The following is a 16,416-nucleotide window of genomic DNA, read 5'->3' on the forward strand; positions in this document are numbered from 1 at the left end:
TCCCTCCATTGAAAAAAAATTCAAAGCAATCATTGAACGAATCATTTATTTCTTAAAAAAAATTGCTTCAAACAGAATCAAAAACATGTAGCTATTTTCCACAAACAATCAAAAAATGTGAATAAAATAATTTGGAAAAATTTTTATAATCGGAGAATTTATTTTTAATATTGTGACGGGAAAGAAATTTCCTGATACTTACTAACCCATCCATCATAAAAGCTCGGTTTCTTCCGGGCTTTTTCTTTTGCATCATTTCCCGTTTTTTTCATTCTTTCTGTCAAACAACTGCTTCACCTGCAACAAAAGTTTCCTCATTTAATGAAGATGCAGATGAATAATTTCAAAACAGGATAACCCTTTCAGGCTATGTTTACTTTATCCTTACAGGTAATTCAACAGGCAATAAAATATCTATAAACAGACGAAATACGTTACTTTGCTGAAAAGTATGTTATGATAAAATCAATGACAGGTTTTGGTAGAATGGAGGAGGCAACAGGAGATAAAACCTTTTTAGTAGAAATTAAATCCCTCAACGGAAAACAATTCGAACTGAATTTAAAACTTACGCCGTTATTACGTCCTTACGAATTTAACATCCGCAGCCTTTTATCAGAACAGTTAATGCGTGGTACTATTGATTGTACCATTATGCTGAAACAGAATGGAGGCAATGGCGCCATCACCATCAATAAAGAAATGGCCAAAGCCTATTTTCAGCCATTGAAAGAAGTAGCTGCCGATTTAAATATTCAACTCAGTGAATATGTTGTAGCTGCCCTGCTTCGCCTGCCTGATGTAGTAGTACCCAATACCGATGTGTTAAGTACAGAACAATGGGAACAGTTCAGAGAAATACTGAAGAAAGCACTGGAAGCAATCAATAACCACCGCAAACTGGAAGGCGCCGCATTGGAAAAAGATTTGATTGAGCGAATCAGGAATATAGAAAGTCACCAGGAAAAAATAACTGCACTGGAACCTGCCCGCCAGGTAAAAATGAAAGAAGAGCTCCGTCGTAAAATGGAAGAACAGCTCGGAAAAGAAAACTATGACGCCAACAGGCTGGAGCAGGAGATGATCTATTATATCGAAAAAATCGACATCAGTGAAGAACAGGTTCGTCTCCGCAACCACTGCGAATACTTCATTAACATACTGAAAGAAGAAGGTGAGTCAAAAGGAAAGAAACTCGGTTTTGTATTGCAGGAAATTGGCCGTGAGATCAATACAACCGGAGCGAAAGCATATGATACAGCCATTCAGAAATTAGTGGTACTAATGAAAGACGAACTGGAGAAAGCAAAAGAACAGGTGTTGAATGTGCTGTAAGTTCTTCAGGTAAGGTTTCAGGATGTTGCAGTCTTTCACCCGTCAAGTTTATTCCCGGGTTTTGGATTTTCTATTTCTTCCGCATTACATTTGTAAAAATATTCCGCTTGAAACATCAGTCAGTCCTTCTCTTTGCTGTTACATTTAGTTTATTGTCCATCGGCTTTTCTTCCTGTACCAGTATGGATACTTTTGAAAAAAATGTTCAGATCCCCGGGCACGAATGGAGTTACAGCAACCAGCCTGAAATCAATTTTACAATAACCGATACGATTTCTCCTTATAATGTTTTTGTAACCCTACGGCATACAGATGCATATTCTTATAAAAACATCTGGCTATTTATTTCAACCCGTCAACCGGGCGACAGCAGTTTTCAGAAAGAACGTTTTGAACTGACCCTTCAAAATCAAAACGGTGAATGGATCGGAACGGGCATGAATGATATCTGGGAAGTACGTTACCCTTTATTCAGCAATATCCGTTTTACAAAACAGGGAAGCTATAGCATTCGTTTACAGCAAACCATGCGTGATAATCCACTTCTTCATATTATGAATGCAGGCATTCGCATTGAAAAAGCAAACTAATGGCCTACACCAATAAAGTTTTTCGCTTTGGAAATTTTTCTTTCTGGTTCTGGATCCTGTTTATTTATATACTAGCAGCGCTTATATGGTGGTTTGTTTCACTGGAACGCCAAAGCAGTGAGATGAGCGACCTGAAATTACTCTTACTCAAAAAAGATGATCCCCAATACATTATTAAACAGAAAGAATTACAAGAGTACAGGAAAAGACAAACAGCAAAATTTGCCGGAGAGGGATTAACGTTTCTTGCGTTAATAGTAACCGGTGCCGGTTTTGTTTACCGCTCTATCCGCAAACAGATTGAAGTATCATCCCTGCAGCAAAACTTCATGATGGCCATTACACACGAATTAAAAACGCCCATCGCCACCACAAGGTTAAGCCTGGAAACATTACTCAGGCGAAAACTGGATGATGTACAGCAACAGAAATTACTGCTTAGTGCTTTGTCAGAAACCAACCGCCTGAATATTCTTACCAATAACATTTTGCTGGCTTCTCAAATGGAAGAGAAAACTTTTCAGCGGGAGAATGAACAGTTAAACCTGGCTGATATTGTTGAAACAGTTGTGAATGATTACAAGAACCGGTTCCCACAAAGAAGAATAGAAGCTACCGCAGATAAAGACCTTTATATAGATGGGGATGAACTGCTGATGCAGATTGCACTGAGCAACCTGATTGATAATGCATTGAAATATGCGCCTAAAGAAAGCCCTGTTTACGTTGATTTGATGGAAGATGAATATCATATCCAGATAAAAGTAAGTGATGAAGGGCCCGGGATTGCAGATGAAGAGAAAAGAAAAATCTTTCAGAAGTTTTACCGCAGTGGTAGTGAAAATACAAGAAAAGCAAAAGGAACAGGGTTAGGTCTGTATTTAACCAAAAAAATCATTGAGCAGCATAATGGCGATATCTTTGTGATGAATAATACCCCAAGTGGGAGTATTTTTGTGATTCAGTTTTAAACAAGCAAACATGAACGGTTCGAATAAGGCATCCATATTACTGGTAGAAGATGAAGAGCATTTACAGGATGCATTGAAATTAAATATTGAACTGGAAGGGTACGAAGTAACAACAGCCAACGATGGAGTTGCAGCCCTCAAAGCAATAGAAAATGAATACTTCGACCTCATCATTATGGATGTAATGATGCCTGAAATGGATGGCATCAGTACTACAGAAAGTATACGCATCCGCAAAAACGAGGTTCCCATTCTGATACTGAGCGCCAAGAATACATCCTACGACAGGGTTTTGGGATTAAAGAAAGGGGCAGATGATTATCTCACCAAACCTTTTAATCTCGAAGAATTACTGCTGCGGGTAGAGAAACTGATTCATAAGAATAAAAAAATTCACGATAAGGACAGCATTGGCGATACCTACAAGTTTGGTAAGAACAGTATTGATTTTAAAGCACAGGAAGCCACCAACTTCAAAGGCGAAAAAATTCAGCTGAGCAAAAAAGAAAACATGCTGCTGCAGCTGCTCATTGAAAACCAGAACGAAGTGGTAACCCGTGAAAAGATTTTACAGCAGGTTTGGGGTTATAATGTGTACCCTACCACAAGAACCATTGATAACTTCATACTCAACTTCCGCAAGTATTTTGAAGAAGACAGCCGCAACCCTGTTTATTTCCATTCGGCAAGAGGGGTTGGGTACAGGTTTGTGAATGAAGCATAAGGAACCGTAACAATTGTAAAGTTTGCAGCAGGTAAGAATTTCCCCTGTTTATCTCAATGAACTTTGCCAAGTTAACCACACATACTTTCTTCAACAAGCCAAACGATTTCATTACCTTACTTCAACAACAGTAAGAGTATTATGAAACACTGCCATCTTCTTCTCCCCTTCATTCTTTTCATCAGTTGCCGGGAACAAACTCTAAAGCAGGAATCAGCTGCCAACAGCTGGGCCATGCTCAACTTTGTAAAAGTAGATAGTCTTAATCCCATTCTTCAACCCGATTCTACTCAGCACTTCAATTGTCCCATCAGCAAACAAACTGTGAACTGGGAGGAACGTAATGTATTAAACCCATCAGCCATTGTAAAAGATGGCAAAGTGTATTTGCTTTACCGTGCACAGGATCATGACATGACTTCTCGTCTTGGTCTTGCAGTAAGTGATGATGGCTTGCATTTTACCAAACTCCCGGAACCGGTTTTCTTTCCTGCCGAAGATAACATGAAACAATATGAATGGAATGGCGGCGTGGAAGATCCAAGACTGGTGGAAAGTGAAGATGGAACTTATGTTCTCACTTATACTTCTTATGATGGAAAAACAGCAAGGCTTTGTCTTGCCACATCCAAAGATTTGAAAACATGGACCAAACATGGATTCGTTTTAAGCGATGCAAAGTATAAAGATCTCTGGTCAAAGTCAGGAGCCATTGTTGCTAAACAAACCGGTGAAAAAATCATCGCCACAAAAATCAATGGGAAGTACTGGATGTATTTTGGAGATACGGATCTGTTCATTGCTTCATCAGATGATTTGATTCACTGGACCGCTGCTGAAAATGAAGAAAGCAAAAAGAAGATCGCTGTGCTTCACCCACGCATGGGTTATTTTGACAGTCGTTTGGTTGAACCCGGTCCTTTTGCATTATTGAGAGAGGAAGGTGTTCTTTTAATTTATAACGGAAGCAATGCGGCCAACTTCAACGACAGCAGTATGCCGAAGTATACGTACAGTGCAGGGCAGGCATTGTTCGGCAAGGATCATCCTTACAAATTAATTGATCGAACAAAAACCAATTTTATTCAACCCGATAAAGAGTATGAAAAAGTAGGCGAGGTAAATGAAGTTTGCTTTGTGGAAGGGTTGGTGTTTTTCAAAAAAAATGGTTCCTGTATTATGGTACGGCTGATTCAAAAATAGCTGTAGCAGTTAAAGAATAAAAAGTGACTTTTCAAAGTCAGTCAAGCCTCCAATCTCCATCAGAATAAAATGATAAGAACTTACGTACTTTCGGTTCTTACAACAAGCTCATGAATCTCAAAAACGTTCAAACCGAAATAGACGCTTCTTTTCTTTACGGAAAACTTGCACAGCATGAGGACGACCCAACTGTTGCCAATGTATTCAGGCAAATGAGTGAAATTGAAAACGGGCATGCAGTGGCATTTGCTGCAAAAGAAAATATTCCTGCCAATCAATTACCTGGCCCATCCTGGCGTGCAAACACCTTAAACTTTATTGGTAAAATATTCGGTTATGATTATGTGCTGGGTGTATTGATGGATACAGAGAAAAGTATTGCCAATGCAGTCATTCAAACTAAAAAGAAAAACAAAGAACAGATTACCGGTGCAGAAACAACCCATGTAAAGATTCTCCGCACATTACTTGAAAAAGAAACAGATGTATCGGGCAAGCATCTTTCACGTTTTGAAAAAAAGCACCGTTCTGTTGGTGGTAATGCCATTCGTGCAGCTGTGCTTGGAGGCAATGATGGCTTGGTTTCAAACTTCAGCCTGGTAATGGGTATTGCGGGTGCAACAGCCGGACAGCAGGGTGTATTGCTTGCAGGACTTGCCGGTTTATTAGCAGGCGCACTTTCCATGTCATTGGGTGAATGGATCTCTGTAAAAAGTTCGCAGGAGTTATATGAAAACCAAATGCAGCTGGAAATGGATGAACTGGATGCTAACCCTGAAGGTGAGCAAAAGAAATTGCATTGATCTATATGGCCAAAGGAATTGAAGAAGCACAGGCAAACCAGATGGCAGCCGAATTAATGAAAGATAAAGCACAGGCACACGACTTTTTTAGTGAAAGAAGAATTAGGTATTAATGCAGAAGAATTAAAAGGCTCTGCAGCAGAAGCCGCCATTTATTCATTTATCTTATTTGCCATTGGTGCAGTAATTCCTGTTATACCATTCATGTTTATGAGCGGCACACCTGCTATCATTGTCAGTGTTGCAGGAAGTGCAGTTGGATTATTTTTAATAGGTGCTGCCATCACATTATTCACCGGAAAAAATGTATGGTACTCCGGTTTCAGACAGGTATTGTTTGGATTAGCTGCCGCTGCCATTACATTTGGAATTGGTAAACTAATTGGAGTATCCTTAGCCGGTTAAATAAAATCAAATTCTTCTGTCAGCTTCAGTCATTAATTCAACTGCCTGTTGCAGTAACTGATCTTTTGAATCATTCATGACAACACCGCTGAACACAACCATTTCACAACCGGATATAATTTGCTGAAATTGTTCGGCAAGATCAGTACAGTGCTTTTGTTTTAAAGCTTCAATGATATGTGAATTGCCATTGCTGTTCAATTGAAGGCTTAACCTGTCATTAAAAAATTGCCGAACCCCTTCCATCAGCAAGGTATAAAACTGTTTATGATGCAATCCATCCTGTACATAAACAGCGGGTTGTAAAAATTCAGCAACAGTCATCCTTGGTTTTACCTCCACTTCCTTTTCAATAACAGCAGCAAATTCTTTCACCTCTTTTTTCTTTCTTGTAACAAAAAAGAAAATGCCACCTGCTAATAAAACAAAGCCACCTGCACCTGCCAGCCATAAATCCATACCGGTTTCTTCCTTTGCTGTAACAGGATCATTTGTATTGACAATAACCTTCTGTTTTACTGCTGCAGTTACATTCAGTTGTAAAGTATCTGTAGTGATTGTTTCGTACGATTTTGTTTTTTCATCAAAATAAGAAAACCTGACAGCGGGTATTTGAATCAACCCCCTTTTTGAAACTGAAAACGGAATATCAAATGTTTTTGTTCCGCTGATGGGTGATGTTGTTTTGTCAATCTCTTCATTCAGCTTTGCTTCAAAGGAATCAACACCTGCAGGCCAGTTGACTGTCGGTACAGTTATCATTGGAATATTTCCGCTTCCTTTAATGATAATACGGAGAGTTGCATTATCATTCGCTGCAATTTCATTCTTCAGCAAACCTGCTTCCATTGTAAATTTTCCCACTGCACCGTTAAACGTTTCAGGTTTATCTTTTTCAGGAAGTTCCAGCACATTTACTTTCAGTTCATCACTTTTCAATGTCAGTTTTTCCTGGATAATATCATCACTGCTGATTTCACTGTCTTTCATTTTTTCCATCATAGCATCGAGCCAGCTGCTGGTTTCTTTGCTGTTCCTGGTTTTTACTTTGATCATCCGCACAATGTTCTCAATCTCCACCGGTTCAATGATGAGCAATCCTGATTGCAATGGAAACAGCTGTACTTTTCGGATGAGGTAACAGTTGAACAATTTCCCATTCACCATTTCTTTTGAAAAAATCCCTGCTTCCGGCTGTTCCAGATCAATTACAGAAAAACCATTTAGTGAAGGACGCTTTAAAACTTTTGACTCACTGTCGAGGCGGGTAAATAATTTGAAGGTAGCAAGGATAGGTTGACCCACATAGCAGGTATGTTTATCAATTGTTGCACGTATAAACAGGTTTTTTGCAACCTTATCTTTTACATTTTCACCGGGCATTAAATAATAATCCGGTTTTTCTTCCTCCTGTGAAGTTGATGCCTGGTCAGTAGTTGCAGCATCAATTACAACAATCACAAATGGTGCTGATGTAAGCAGTTTACCTTTTGCTCTTACAACAGCCGATGCAATGGGCAGCTTGCCTTTCAGTTTTGCACGGAGTGTTACGGTATAGCTTACATATTCTGAAAGAGAACCGTTCACCCATGTCCATCCGGTTGACTGATCTAATCCGCTCAGTTGTTCAAAATTGCGAAAAGCAGGCGGTTTAAATTCGTCTACTTCTGTTGCTCCCTCTACCACAAATTGCAATTGAAAAATTTCATGTTGCCGCACAACAGTTTTACTGGGTATTACTGAAAATTTTACCTGTGCAGATACAGCAGTAATTGAACACATCAAAAACAGGAGCAGGAAAAAAGGCTGATATGTTTTTACCGAAATCATGGAAATACAAATGTAAAGCAAGGCCCTTGGTTTGCGGCAACCGTTGCTGTAAGGGGTTGTTAAATGATGGAGAGGGGAAGCCTCGCCCTCGTTCCCTCTCCGGTAGAGAGGGAGGCCGAGCTTTGTTTTCTTATTTAACAATAGTAATTAAGCATTTCAGCAATTAGATTTCAATGATCAATGAATGTACAAAGATGATGTGTAAGATTTGCTGTCTGCTTTTTTCACAAAAGCACCGTCCATCTCCTTTGGAGAGGGATAAGAGGGTGAGGCTTTACAAATCGCCCAGTTGCGGCCTGATGAGAATTTCTTCCACGCAAGCCTGTGGCGAAAGCTGTGCAGCTGCATAGATCATTTTAGCAATATCGTTGGCTTGCATAATCCGGTTGGATGTATTATCATAATCGCCCCATGAATCAGTCATTACAGCACCGGGGAAAACCGCTGTCACTTTAATATGATGAGCTTTCATTTCTTCACGCAAATTCTGACTGAACCCGTTCAATGCAAATTTGCTGATGCTGTAAGAACCTCCATTTTCATAAGCACCTAAGGAAGCCACAGAGCACATGTTAAAAATATGTCCACGGGAACCCGCTGCAACACTTTGCTTCATCATCGTTGGCAATAATTTTCTAGTAAGATGATAAGCACTGTATAAATTCACTGCAATCATTTCTTCCAGCATACCTGCTTCTTCATTATGTACACTGCCGGGTAAAAAGTTTCCTGCATTATTCACCAGCACATCAATAGCCATACCGTTATCAAGTAACCATTGCCCGAAATTTTCCACTTCTTCTTTCCTGCTCAGGTCTCTTGCTTTGGCTTTAATTTTTGTACCGGGATATTTATTCAGCAATTCCTCCACAGTTTTATATAAAGCAGCTTCATTCTTTGAACACAGGTATAATGTATGCCCGTGAGAAGCAAATACTTCAGCAATGGCTTTGCCAATTCCACGGGAAGCACCGGTAATGATAATGTTCATGCTATGCAATTTTAGGTATTCGTGTTTGATCTTGCCTGCATCCGAAATTACTACAACATCTGACATCGAACATCAAACATCGTAAATTGCGTTCATGAAATACCGCCATCTCTTCTTTGATCTGGATCACACACTCTGGGATTTCGATGCCAATGCCATGGAAACCCTGGCAAATGTTTATAAAGATTTACAACTGGAAGCAGCAGGTGTGGTTGACTTTGAACTTTTCTGCAAACAATATCTGCACCATAATGCAATTCTTTGGGATAAGTATCATCATGGCCTTATCAGCAGCGATGATCTCAAATGGAAACGCATGAGCCGCACCTTACTTGAATTCAAGATCGGTAATGAAGAGTTATCAAAGAAAATGAGCGAATATTTTTTAGAAATCCTCCCCACAAAAAAAATACTCTTCCCCTACACACATGAAATTCTGCAGCATCTTAAACAAAAAGAATACAGGCTGCATCTTATCACGAATGGTTTTGAAAAAACACAATGGCGAAAATTAGACAACAGTCAGCTGGGCAAATATTTTGAGGAAGTAATTACCAGCGAAACCAGCAACAGCGTAAAACCCAACAAAGAAATTTTTGAATACGCCTTAAAAGTAACAGGTGCATCATTGAACGAAAGTATCATGATCGGCGACAACCTTGATGCTGATATTAAAGGTGCCATGAATGCAGGGATGGATGCAATCTTTGTAAATCATTTAAAAGTGGAAACTGATGTAAAACCAACTTACATTATTTACCACCTGCAGGAACTGGAGCAGATTTTCTAACCTGCCAGGTTGTTTTCCCTCATTTGACCCATTCCTGCCTGTAAAAAGTGATTCAAATCAGCTTAAATAATTTCTCCCCATCGCCTTCCCGGCATACATTTGCACAAATCATTACCGGTCAAAAACATTGCGTTATTTCATTTCCATATTGATCCTGTTTGCATTTCTTGCTCAGTCGTTCAGCAAGTCCTTTATTGTACTTGACTATTACAGCAATACTGTGGCTTATGAAAGAAAATGTGAGAATAAGAACAAACCAAAAATGAAATGCCATGGCAAATGCCAGATGATGATGAAAATACAGGAAGAAGAAAAAAAAGAAGAACAATGCCCTATAGGATGCAAAACTGAACTAAAGACTGCTGTGCTTTTTTCCAAATCATTTTTTTCAGCAATCAATCATCCTGTCAGGGTTGAAGTTTCAAATCTCAATCAACTGATCTATACTACAGGAAAATCTGTTGACCGATCCCTGGACATCTTTCATCCTCCACAAGTCTGATTGCCTGAACAGGCTGCTGAATTTTTCAGTTGAACAATCAATTTAAATGATAAGGTATTTGAAACAGAATACTGAAGCTGCTGCTGGTTAAACATTCCGGCAGGATTCGGTAATACTCTCATACTTTTTATCATGATCGTATTTTCTATTATTATAAAAACAAAACAATGAAATCACTCGTATTATTTCTTGCCCTGATTACTGTAACAGCATTCTCTTATTCCCAAACGGCTGATTGGAAAGAGATGAAAGATTTTCATGCAGTAATGAGCAAAACATTCCATCCAGCTGAAGACAATAATCTACAACCCACAAAAAACAATGCAGAACAATTATTAACCATTGCAAAAGCCTGGCAACAAAGTACTGCTCCTGCGGGTTATAGTGGAAAGGTTGCAAAACCACTGCTGAAGCAATTAGTAAAGGAATGTAAAGAAGTTAAAAAGGCCGTTGCTGCCAACAAAACAGATGCCGAGTTGAAATTGCTGATCACCAAAGCACATGATACATTTCATGAGCTGACTGAAAAGTGTAAGCCCGGTGAAGAAGAAAAACATTAACTATAGTAAAGCTGCCCCTGTAAAAGGGGCAGCTTTCACCCAAACAGCGAAAAATTATATTACTTAGTTTTACAGGATTAAAATCCGGAACAATTAAAATTGAATGTATGATCAGAAACAGTTTAATCGCCTTCCTTGCATCTTTTCTGCTGTTTTCCTGTGCAGAAAAAACTGAGAAAAAAGAAGCAGCTGAACCAATGCATGAGCACAGTACAACTGCCACAACTGAAAAAAATCTGTATAAAGATGTGGTATTTGATTCAAAGAAAGATTTTGTCTGCGGTATGCCCATTTCAGCAGGAGTTTCAGACACGTCACATTATAAAGACAAAGTGTATGGCTTTTGCAGCAAGGAATGCAAGGATGAATTTGTAAAAAGTCCAGGTAACTATATTACTGCAAAATAAATAGTTGAAAAGCTGTAAATTGCACCCCCGGCAATTCTGACTCCGTAGCTCAGTTGGTAGAGCAGCTGACTCTTAATCAGCGGGCCGAGAGTTCGAGTCTCTCCGGGGTCACAGTTTTTTCTATTGCCCGATAGTATAATGGTAGTACATCAGTTTCTGGATCTGATTGTCTAGGTTCGAATCCTGGTCGGGTAACAAAAAAAGAGGTAACAATTGTTGTTACCTCTTTTTTATTTAGATGAAGTCTGATCAATTAATACTCCGCCAGCACCGTAATCCCTGCCTGCACTTTTTCATTCAGCTTTACCTTGATCTTTGTTCCCGGAGGTAATACAAGGTCAACCCGTGAACCGAATTTAATAAAGCCCAATTCTCCGCCCTGCTCTACTTTTTGTCCGGGTTGCAGATAATTCACAATGCGTTTGGCAACAGCACCTGCAATTTGTTTCACCAAAATAACAATACGGTCATTACTCAGCACTACACTGTGGCGCTCATTTTCTGTAGAAGATTTGGGATCCCATGCCACTAAATATTTCCCCTTGTGGTATTGCGAATAATTTACTTCACCTGCAATAGGATTCACATTCACATGCACATTGGCCGGGCTCATGAATACACTTAACTGAATTCGCTTGTCTTTAAAATATTCTACATCGGTAATTTCTTCAATCACCACCACTTTACCATCGCAGGGGCTGTAGATTGCATGTTCATTTTTTGCTGTAACACGTTTGGGAATACGGAAGAAAGAAATAATGAACAACAGGAAGAATAAGGTAACAGCAAAAATGAGCCAGGAAAGAATGGGCATGGTGGCACTTAAAAAATTAAACACCAGTAAATTGATTAGCACAAACAAAACGGCTGCTATAGAAATGCTTTTAAATCCTTCTCTGTGAATAGTCATGTAGTATGATTGAGCTGCGAAAGTACAAAGATTCAGCTTACTCGTATTTCTGCAGGCCAAACTTCTTCCAGTGTTCCTTTGCAAAAGAAAGAAAAGCGGGTGGGGCTTTGCTGAAAGCAGTATCGGCAGTCATGGCTCCGCCAATGGTATCTTTCTGCATAATCATCAGTTCTTCACCACGAATGGCGTATTTCTTTCCGCCTTCATACATGATGAGTTTCTTCTCATTTGGGCTTACATCACCCTTGCAGCTTAAAGCATACACCATTGTTATTTCAGCCAGCCCATTTTTATCAAGATCAGTGATGGATAAATGTTCATCATAAAATGCACAGGTAAGATCGAGCTCACAATCATTGATATAATCAATCATCTTCCACTGCTGCACAAAACCACTGTCGGTTTTTTGATACAATACCGCAGATAGTTTGGCAGAAGCATTCATCTTCCCTTTTTCAATATAAGAACCCGTTTCATACAGTACCAGCCAGTTTTCTCCCGATGCATCATGCCATTTTTTTGCACGTACCAGCTGAAATGAATTGGGCAGTGGCAGCAACGCACTCACAGCTGCAGTTACCTCTTCCACTTCAGACAATACTTTTTCATTAGTGTTTTCAGTTACCTGCTCAGCTTGCTGCTTTCCTTTTCCTTTACAGGAAAACAATACGATTAAAGCAAGTAATAAATAATAGCGCATTTCTTATTCAATTATTTTTAAGAACAACCACACAAAGGGAGTTGCCAGTAAGAGCGAATCAAAACGATCTAAAAATCCACCGTGACCGGGCATAAAATTTCCACTGTCTTTTACATTGGCCAGTCGTTTTAATTTGCTTTCCAGCAAATCTCCAACGGTTCCTGTTATAGAAGCAATAGCTGCAATGCTTGCCCAGATCGCTGCAGAGTATGGCTGAATCCAATGACCCAATAAGCCCATCGCTACAACGGCTAAAATAATGCCGCCAATAGTTCCCTCCCATGTTTTTTTGGGAGAGATGGCGCTTAAAGGTGTTTTACCAATCAACGATCCAACAATATATGCCATGGTATCATTCACCCAAATGGAACCAATAATGATCAACGGAACAACATAGCCGCTGATCTTTGCCAGTAATGTTGAAATATTGGTAAATGTATCATCGCCATTATGCGGTAGCCACATTGCACCGCTGCGGATGTTGAGTAATAAAGCCCAGCTTAATGAAATATAAACGAGCCCAAAAAAAGAATGGGCCATATTCTTCAACACAATGTTTTTTGAAAACAATAATTCTGTGAGGGGAATAGTGAAAAGGGCAATCAATGCCAGCACCCAGCCAATTGAATGAAGCGAAACTGTTTCAGTTAAATACCAGTTATCTGTAAAAAATAACATCAAACCATAACCACCAATCATTACACCATACTTATGAAATGGGTTGATTGTTTTATAGCCGGGATCAATGAGGCCAACTAATTTCTGGTATTCAAACCAGCAGCCGAAATGAATAATGCTGAACAGCACAAGAAAACTCCATTGGTTCCATAACAAACCAATGAGCATAATGGCTGCAAATAAAATTGCAGTTAATGCACGGGTTCGAAATGTTTGCCAGTTAAATGCCATAAAGTTCGGTTGATCTTTTGCTTAAGAAAGATAATCAGGTGGTCTGCTTACAGGTTCTTCAGCAATACTATCCGGTTCTGTTTTTGTTGCAGATAGTTTTTTCAAAACAATAAACAACCCGATTACGATTCCTGCGCTGATAATTCCTGCCCACCATGGTGCACTTTCGCCCACTTCCATATCAATCTTTTTCTCCTTGGTATACTGCCAGTAAAGAATAGAAATCATCAACGCATTATTAAAAAAATGTGCAATAATGCTGTACCATAAATTACCTGTATAATAAAAAATATAGCCAAGTATCATTCCCAAAGCCAGACGGGGAATAAATCCATACCAGGAAAAATGAATGGCGCTGAAAATAAGTCCTGTGATAAAAATAACTAACCAGGGAATTTTAAACCAGCGCATAATGATACTCTGCATTGCCCCACGAAAAAATACTTCTTCTACAACAGCAGGCATAAAAGCTATAATGAACAGTGCAACGATATAATCAACCGGCGTTTTGAATGTTGCCATCAGTTTTACCTGCTCTGCATACTGCGATTCCATAGTATCAAACATTTTCTTCAGGCTCGCTGTAATTGGAATGGCTTTGTTGATTTCAGCTAAGAATCCAACTAATGGCAAAGCACACAGCATGATCAGTATGGCTGCAACTGCCCGGTTAAACTTTACTCCTTTACGAAATCCTAAACGTTCAAATGGTTTTACTGATACAATCCTTGCTGTAACAACAGCCGGAATAAAAAAGATAATAATGGTTGAAACAACCTGGATCACTTTCAGTGCATTGATATTGGCCGCATCAAACATCTCTTTCTGCATCGAAAAAATCGATTTGCCCGTCATAATGATCCAGATAGGGATCGATGCTACACTGCCGATCACAAAACTGGCGACCCATATTCCAATGAGGATCAGGAACTCTACTCCGGGCTCAAATTTGCGCTGATATTGATTTTCGTACATAAAGACTCGTCGAAAGTGGTTAAATTTGCAATTCTTTTTGAACGTGGTAAAGATAGGTAACATATCGCTTCCTGAGTTTCCGCTCCTCCTTGCTCCAATGGAGGATGTGAGTGATCCGCCGTTCCGTGCTGTTTGCAAAGACAATGGTGCTGATCTGATGTTCAGTGAATTCATTAGCAGTGAGGGATTGATCCGTGATGCCATGAAAAGTTTGAAGAAACTTGATTTTGATGAAGAAGAACGACCCTTCGGTATCCAGATTTTTGGTGGTGATGAAGAAGCTCTGGGTTTGAGTGCAAAGATTTGCGAAACAGTGAATCCCGATTTGGTTGATATTAACTTTGGTTGCCCCGTAAAGAAGGTTGCCATGAAAGGTGCAGGTGCAGGCGTGTTAAAAGATATAGACCTGATGGTTCGTTTAACCGCTTCCGTTGTCAACTCTACTTCCTTACCCGTTACTGTTAAAACAAGATTGGGTTGGGATGATAACACGAGGAATATTGAAGAGGTTGCTGAACGTTTGCAGGATGTGGGCATTAAAGCTTTGAGCATTCATGGTCGCACACGTACACAGATGTATAAAGGTGAAGCCGACTGGACATTGATTGGTAAAGTGAAAAACAATCCACGCATTCAGATCCCCATTTTTGGCAATGGCGATATTGACAGTGCAGAAAAAGCGGTGGAATATAAAAACCGTTATGGTGTGGATGGTGTGATGATTGGCCGTGCTGCAATCGGTTATCCCTGGATCTTTAAAGAGATCAAACATTTTATTAAAACAGGTGAGCATCTTGCACCACCAACTATTGAACAACGTGTAGAAGTCTGCAAAAAACATTTACATAAATCCTTTGACTGGAAAGGACCTAAGGTTGGCATATTTGAAATGCGTCGCCATTACGCAAACTATTTAAAAGGGCTTCCCAACATAAAAGACTTCCGCAGCAGACTTGTTATATTAAACACAGTTGAAGAGATTGATGCTGTGCTTGATGAGATTGTTGCAAAATTCAGTGGCTTTGAATTTGAACATTCAAAGATTGAGTTGATCAACTATCACGAAAAGTGTCCGATTAACTAACACGCCTGAGTCAGGCCGCTACAGGCGGCCAGACGATAACTCCTATAAGGCTGTTTGCATCCACAAAAATAATTATTAGATTTATAAATGCACTTCGAACAAGAAGAAGCCTACCACATTTATAACCGTGGAAATGAAAAGCAACCTGTTTTCTTTTCAGAGAAAAACTATCTGTTCTTCCTGCAAAAAGTGAGAATAGAATGGATGCCTTTCTCCGATATTCTTGCCTACACGTTAATGCCTAACCATTTTCACTTCATAATCGTTCCCAACAAAGATGGCTGTAGAAATATTATTTTGAAAGGCAAAGAAACGCATATGCAGGAGTTGTCAAAAGCAATTGGTAAAACACTCAGTTCATATACACAGGCAATCAATATTGAGCAGAAAAGAACGGGGAATCTATTTCAAAAGAAAACAAAAGCAAAATGTTTAACAGATTCCAGTGAAAGAAATACAAACCACTACTTGGTAACCTGTGTTCATTACATTCACAATAATGCGTATGCAGCTAATCTTGTAAACTCTCCTTTTCAGTGGGAGTTCAGCTCTTTAAAAGATTATGCTGGTTTGCGCAATGGCACATTGCGCAATAAAGAATTATTGTTTGAACTATCAGGGCTTACAAATAAAGACTTTTCAAGTGGAAATATCCCTTCATTGAATCAAAACGAGATAAAAAATATTTTTAGTTTATAGTCTGGCCGCTTGTAGCGGCCTGACTTCA

At 39.4% G+C, this 16,416-nt stretch carries 16 protein-coding genes, 2 tRNA genes and 2 pseudogenes; 14 read left to right on the plus strand and 6 right to left on the minus strand.

Going from position 1 to position 16,416, the window contains the following annotated elements; all coding sequences use genetic code 11:
* The first annotated feature begins 456 nt into the window (after positions 1 to 456).
* The 6 genes and pseudogenes from IPK31_05770 (at position 457) to IPK31_05795 (ending at position 6,031) form a co-directional block, all read left to right on the plus strand.
* Positions 457 to 1,335: a YicC family protein gene (locus tag IPK31_05770; GenBank protein MBK8087477.1), complete on the plus strand. Its 879-nt coding sequence runs from the start codon at positions 457 to 459 to the stop codon at positions 1,333 to 1,335.
* A gap of 107 nt (positions 1,336 to 1,442) precedes the next feature.
* On the plus strand, positions 1,443 to 1,925 hold the full coding sequence (locus tag IPK31_05775; GenBank protein MBK8087478.1) for a gliding motility lipoprotein GldH: 483 nt from the start codon (positions 1,443 to 1,445) through the stop codon (positions 1,923 to 1,925).
* Complete coding sequence (locus IPK31_05780) at positions 1,925 to 2,896, plus strand: two-component sensor histidine kinase (GenBank protein MBK8087479.1); 972 nt, start codon at positions 1,925 to 1,927, stop codon at positions 2,894 to 2,896. The genes IPK31_05775 and IPK31_05780 overlap by 1 nt, the downstream gene beginning before the upstream one ends.
* Before the next feature lie 10 nt (positions 2,897 to 2,906).
* Entirely contained in the window at positions 2,907 to 3,620 is a 714-nt protein-coding gene (locus tag IPK31_05785; protein ID MBK8087480.1) for a response regulator transcription factor, read from the plus strand.
* A 141-nt stretch (positions 3,621 to 3,761) separates the two neighbouring features.
* Positions 3,762 to 4,843: pseudogene (locus IPK31_05790) on the plus strand (glycosidase).
* A gap of 90 nt (positions 4,844 to 4,933) precedes the next feature.
* A pseudogene (locus IPK31_05795) lies at positions 4,934 to 6,031 on the plus strand (VIT1/CCC1 transporter family protein).
* Between the two features lie 6 nt (positions 6,032 to 6,037).
* Here IPK31_05795 and IPK31_05800 read toward each other — a convergent pair.
* Positions 6,038 to 7,813, minus strand: coding sequence for a protein BatD (locus tag IPK31_05800; GenBank protein MBK8087481.1), 1,776 nt, complete (start codon positions 7,811 to 7,813; stop codon positions 6,038 to 6,040).
* A 322-nt stretch (positions 7,814 to 8,135) separates the two neighbouring features.
* Positions 8,136 to 8,852, minus strand: coding sequence for an SDR family oxidoreductase (locus tag IPK31_05805; GenBank protein ID MBK8087482.1), 717 nt, complete (start codon positions 8,850 to 8,852; stop codon positions 8,136 to 8,138).
* A gap of 94 nt (positions 8,853 to 8,946) precedes the next feature.
* Between IPK31_05805 and IPK31_05810 the strand changes: the two genes are divergently transcribed.
* From IPK31_05810 to IPK31_05835, 6 genes are all read left to right on the plus strand, one after another.
* Positions 8,947 to 9,642 (plus strand): noncanonical pyrimidine nucleotidase, YjjG family, encoded by a 696-nt coding sequence (locus IPK31_05810; protein MBK8087483.1) that lies wholly within the window; start codon positions 8,947 to 8,949, stop codon positions 9,640 to 9,642.
* 127 nt (positions 9,643 to 9,769) lie between these two features.
* Positions 9,770 to 10,144 (plus strand): hypothetical protein, encoded by a 375-nt coding sequence (locus IPK31_05815; GenBank protein ID MBK8087484.1) that lies wholly within the window; start codon positions 9,770 to 9,772, stop codon positions 10,142 to 10,144.
* A gap of 167 nt (positions 10,145 to 10,311) precedes the next feature.
* Complete coding sequence (locus IPK31_05820; GenBank protein MBK8087485.1) at positions 10,312 to 10,704, plus strand: hypothetical protein; 393 nt, start codon at positions 10,312 to 10,314, stop codon at positions 10,702 to 10,704.
* A gap of 107 nt (positions 10,705 to 10,811) precedes the next feature.
* A complete protein-coding gene (locus IPK31_05825; GenBank protein MBK8087486.1) occupies positions 10,812 to 11,111 on the plus strand; it encodes a YHS domain-containing protein in 300 nt (99 codons plus the stop codon).
* Positions 11,112 to 11,149: 38 nt separating this feature from the next.
* A tRNA-Lys gene (locus tag IPK31_05830) sits at positions 11,150 to 11,222 on the plus strand.
* 13 nt (positions 11,223 to 11,235) lie between these two features.
* Positions 11,236 to 11,306, plus strand: a tRNA-Gln gene (locus IPK31_05835).
* Positions 11,307 to 11,364: 58 nt separating this feature from the next.
* Here the strand turns inward: IPK31_05835 and IPK31_05840 are convergent.
* Genes IPK31_05840 through IPK31_05855 form a run of 4 tightly spaced genes read right to left on the minus strand, consistent with a single transcriptional unit; the run spans position 11,365 to position 14,605 of the window.
* Positions 11,365 to 12,021 carry a phosphatidylserine decarboxylase family protein gene (locus IPK31_05840; protein MBK8087487.1) on the minus strand — a complete coding sequence of 219 codons (657 nt, stop codon included), beginning with the start codon at positions 12,019 to 12,021 and terminating at the stop codon, positions 11,365 to 11,367.
* Between the two features lie 37 nt (positions 12,022 to 12,058).
* Positions 12,059 to 12,721 (minus strand): hypothetical protein, encoded by a 663-nt coding sequence (locus IPK31_05845; protein MBK8087488.1) that lies wholly within the window; start codon positions 12,719 to 12,721, stop codon positions 12,059 to 12,061.
* A gap of 3 nt (positions 12,722 to 12,724) precedes the next feature.
* Positions 12,725 to 13,630 carry a phosphatidate cytidylyltransferase gene (locus IPK31_05850; GenBank protein ID MBK8087489.1) on the minus strand — a complete coding sequence of 302 codons (906 nt, stop codon included), beginning with the start codon at positions 13,628 to 13,630 and terminating at the stop codon, positions 12,725 to 12,727.
* A gap of 21 nt (positions 13,631 to 13,651) precedes the next feature.
* Positions 13,652 to 14,605, minus strand: a complete 954-nt coding sequence (locus IPK31_05855) for a CPBP family intramembrane metalloprotease (GenBank protein MBK8087490.1) — start codon at positions 14,603 to 14,605, stop codon at positions 13,652 to 13,654.
* Positions 14,606 to 14,648: 43 nt separating this feature from the next.
* Between IPK31_05855 and dusB the strand changes: the two genes are divergently transcribed.
* Positions 14,649 to 15,689 carry a tRNA dihydrouridine synthase DusB gene (gene dusB, locus IPK31_05860; protein ID MBK8087491.1) on the plus strand — a complete coding sequence of 347 codons (1,041 nt, stop codon included), beginning with the start codon at positions 14,649 to 14,651 and terminating at the stop codon, positions 15,687 to 15,689.
* A gap of 87 nt (positions 15,690 to 15,776) precedes the next feature.
* Positions 15,777 to 16,388, plus strand: a complete 612-nt coding sequence (locus IPK31_05865) for a transposase (GenBank protein MBK8087492.1) — start codon at positions 15,777 to 15,779, stop codon at positions 16,386 to 16,388.
* Positions 16,389 to 16,416 lie beyond the last annotated feature (28 nt).

This window comes from Chitinophagaceae bacterium (assembly GCA_016713085.1).
In the GTDB taxonomy this organism is placed as follows: domain Bacteria; phylum Bacteroidota; class Bacteroidia; order Chitinophagales; family Chitinophagaceae; genus Lacibacter.

What these genes read in the sequence shown, in the direction of transcription:
- IPK31_05770 (MBK8087477.1), top strand. Translation starts at nt 457, where the DNA reads ATGATAAAATCAATGACAGGTTTTGGTAGAATGGAGGAGGCAACAGGA.
- IPK31_05780 (MBK8087479.1), top strand. Translation starts at nt 1,925, where the DNA reads ATGGCCTACACCAATAAAGTTTTTCGCTTTGGAAATTTTTCTTTCTGG.
- IPK31_05785 (MBK8087480.1), top strand. Translation starts at nt 2,907, where the DNA reads ATGAACGGTTCGAATAAGGCATCCATATTACTGGTAGAAGATGAAGAG.
- IPK31_05800 (MBK8087481.1), bottom strand. Translation starts at nt 7,813, where the DNA reads ATGTGTTCAATTACTGCTGTATCTGCACAGGTAAAATTTTCAGTAATA.
- IPK31_05805 (MBK8087482.1), bottom strand. Translation starts at nt 8,852, where the DNA reads ATGAACATTATCATTACCGGTGCTTCCCGTGGAATTGGCAAAGCCATT.
- IPK31_05810 (MBK8087483.1), top strand. Translation starts at nt 8,947, where the DNA reads ATGAAATACCGCCATCTCTTCTTTGATCTGGATCACACACTCTGGGAT.
- IPK31_05820 (MBK8087485.1), top strand. Translation starts at nt 10,312, where the DNA reads ATGAAATCACTCGTATTATTTCTTGCCCTGATTACTGTAACAGCATTC.
- IPK31_05825 (MBK8087486.1), top strand. Translation starts at nt 10,812, where the DNA reads ATGATCAGAAACAGTTTAATCGCCTTCCTTGCATCTTTTCTGCTGTTT.
- IPK31_05840 (MBK8087487.1), bottom strand. Translation starts at nt 12,021, where the DNA reads ATGACTATTCACAGAGAAGGATTTAAAAGCATTTCTATAGCAGCCGTT.
- IPK31_05845 (MBK8087488.1), bottom strand. Translation starts at nt 12,721, where the DNA reads ATGCGCTATTATTTATTACTTGCTTTAATCGTATTGTTTTCCTGTAAA.
- IPK31_05850 (MBK8087489.1), bottom strand. Translation starts at nt 13,630, where the DNA reads ATGGCATTTAACTGGCAAACATTTCGAACCCGTGCATTAACTGCAATT.
- IPK31_05855 (MBK8087490.1), bottom strand. Translation starts at nt 14,605, where the DNA reads ATGTACGAAAATCAATATCAGCGCAAATTTGAGCCCGGAGTAGAGTTC.
- IPK31_05865 (MBK8087492.1), top strand. Translation starts at nt 15,777, where the DNA reads ATGCACTTCGAACAAGAAGAAGCCTACCACATTTATAACCGTGGAAAT.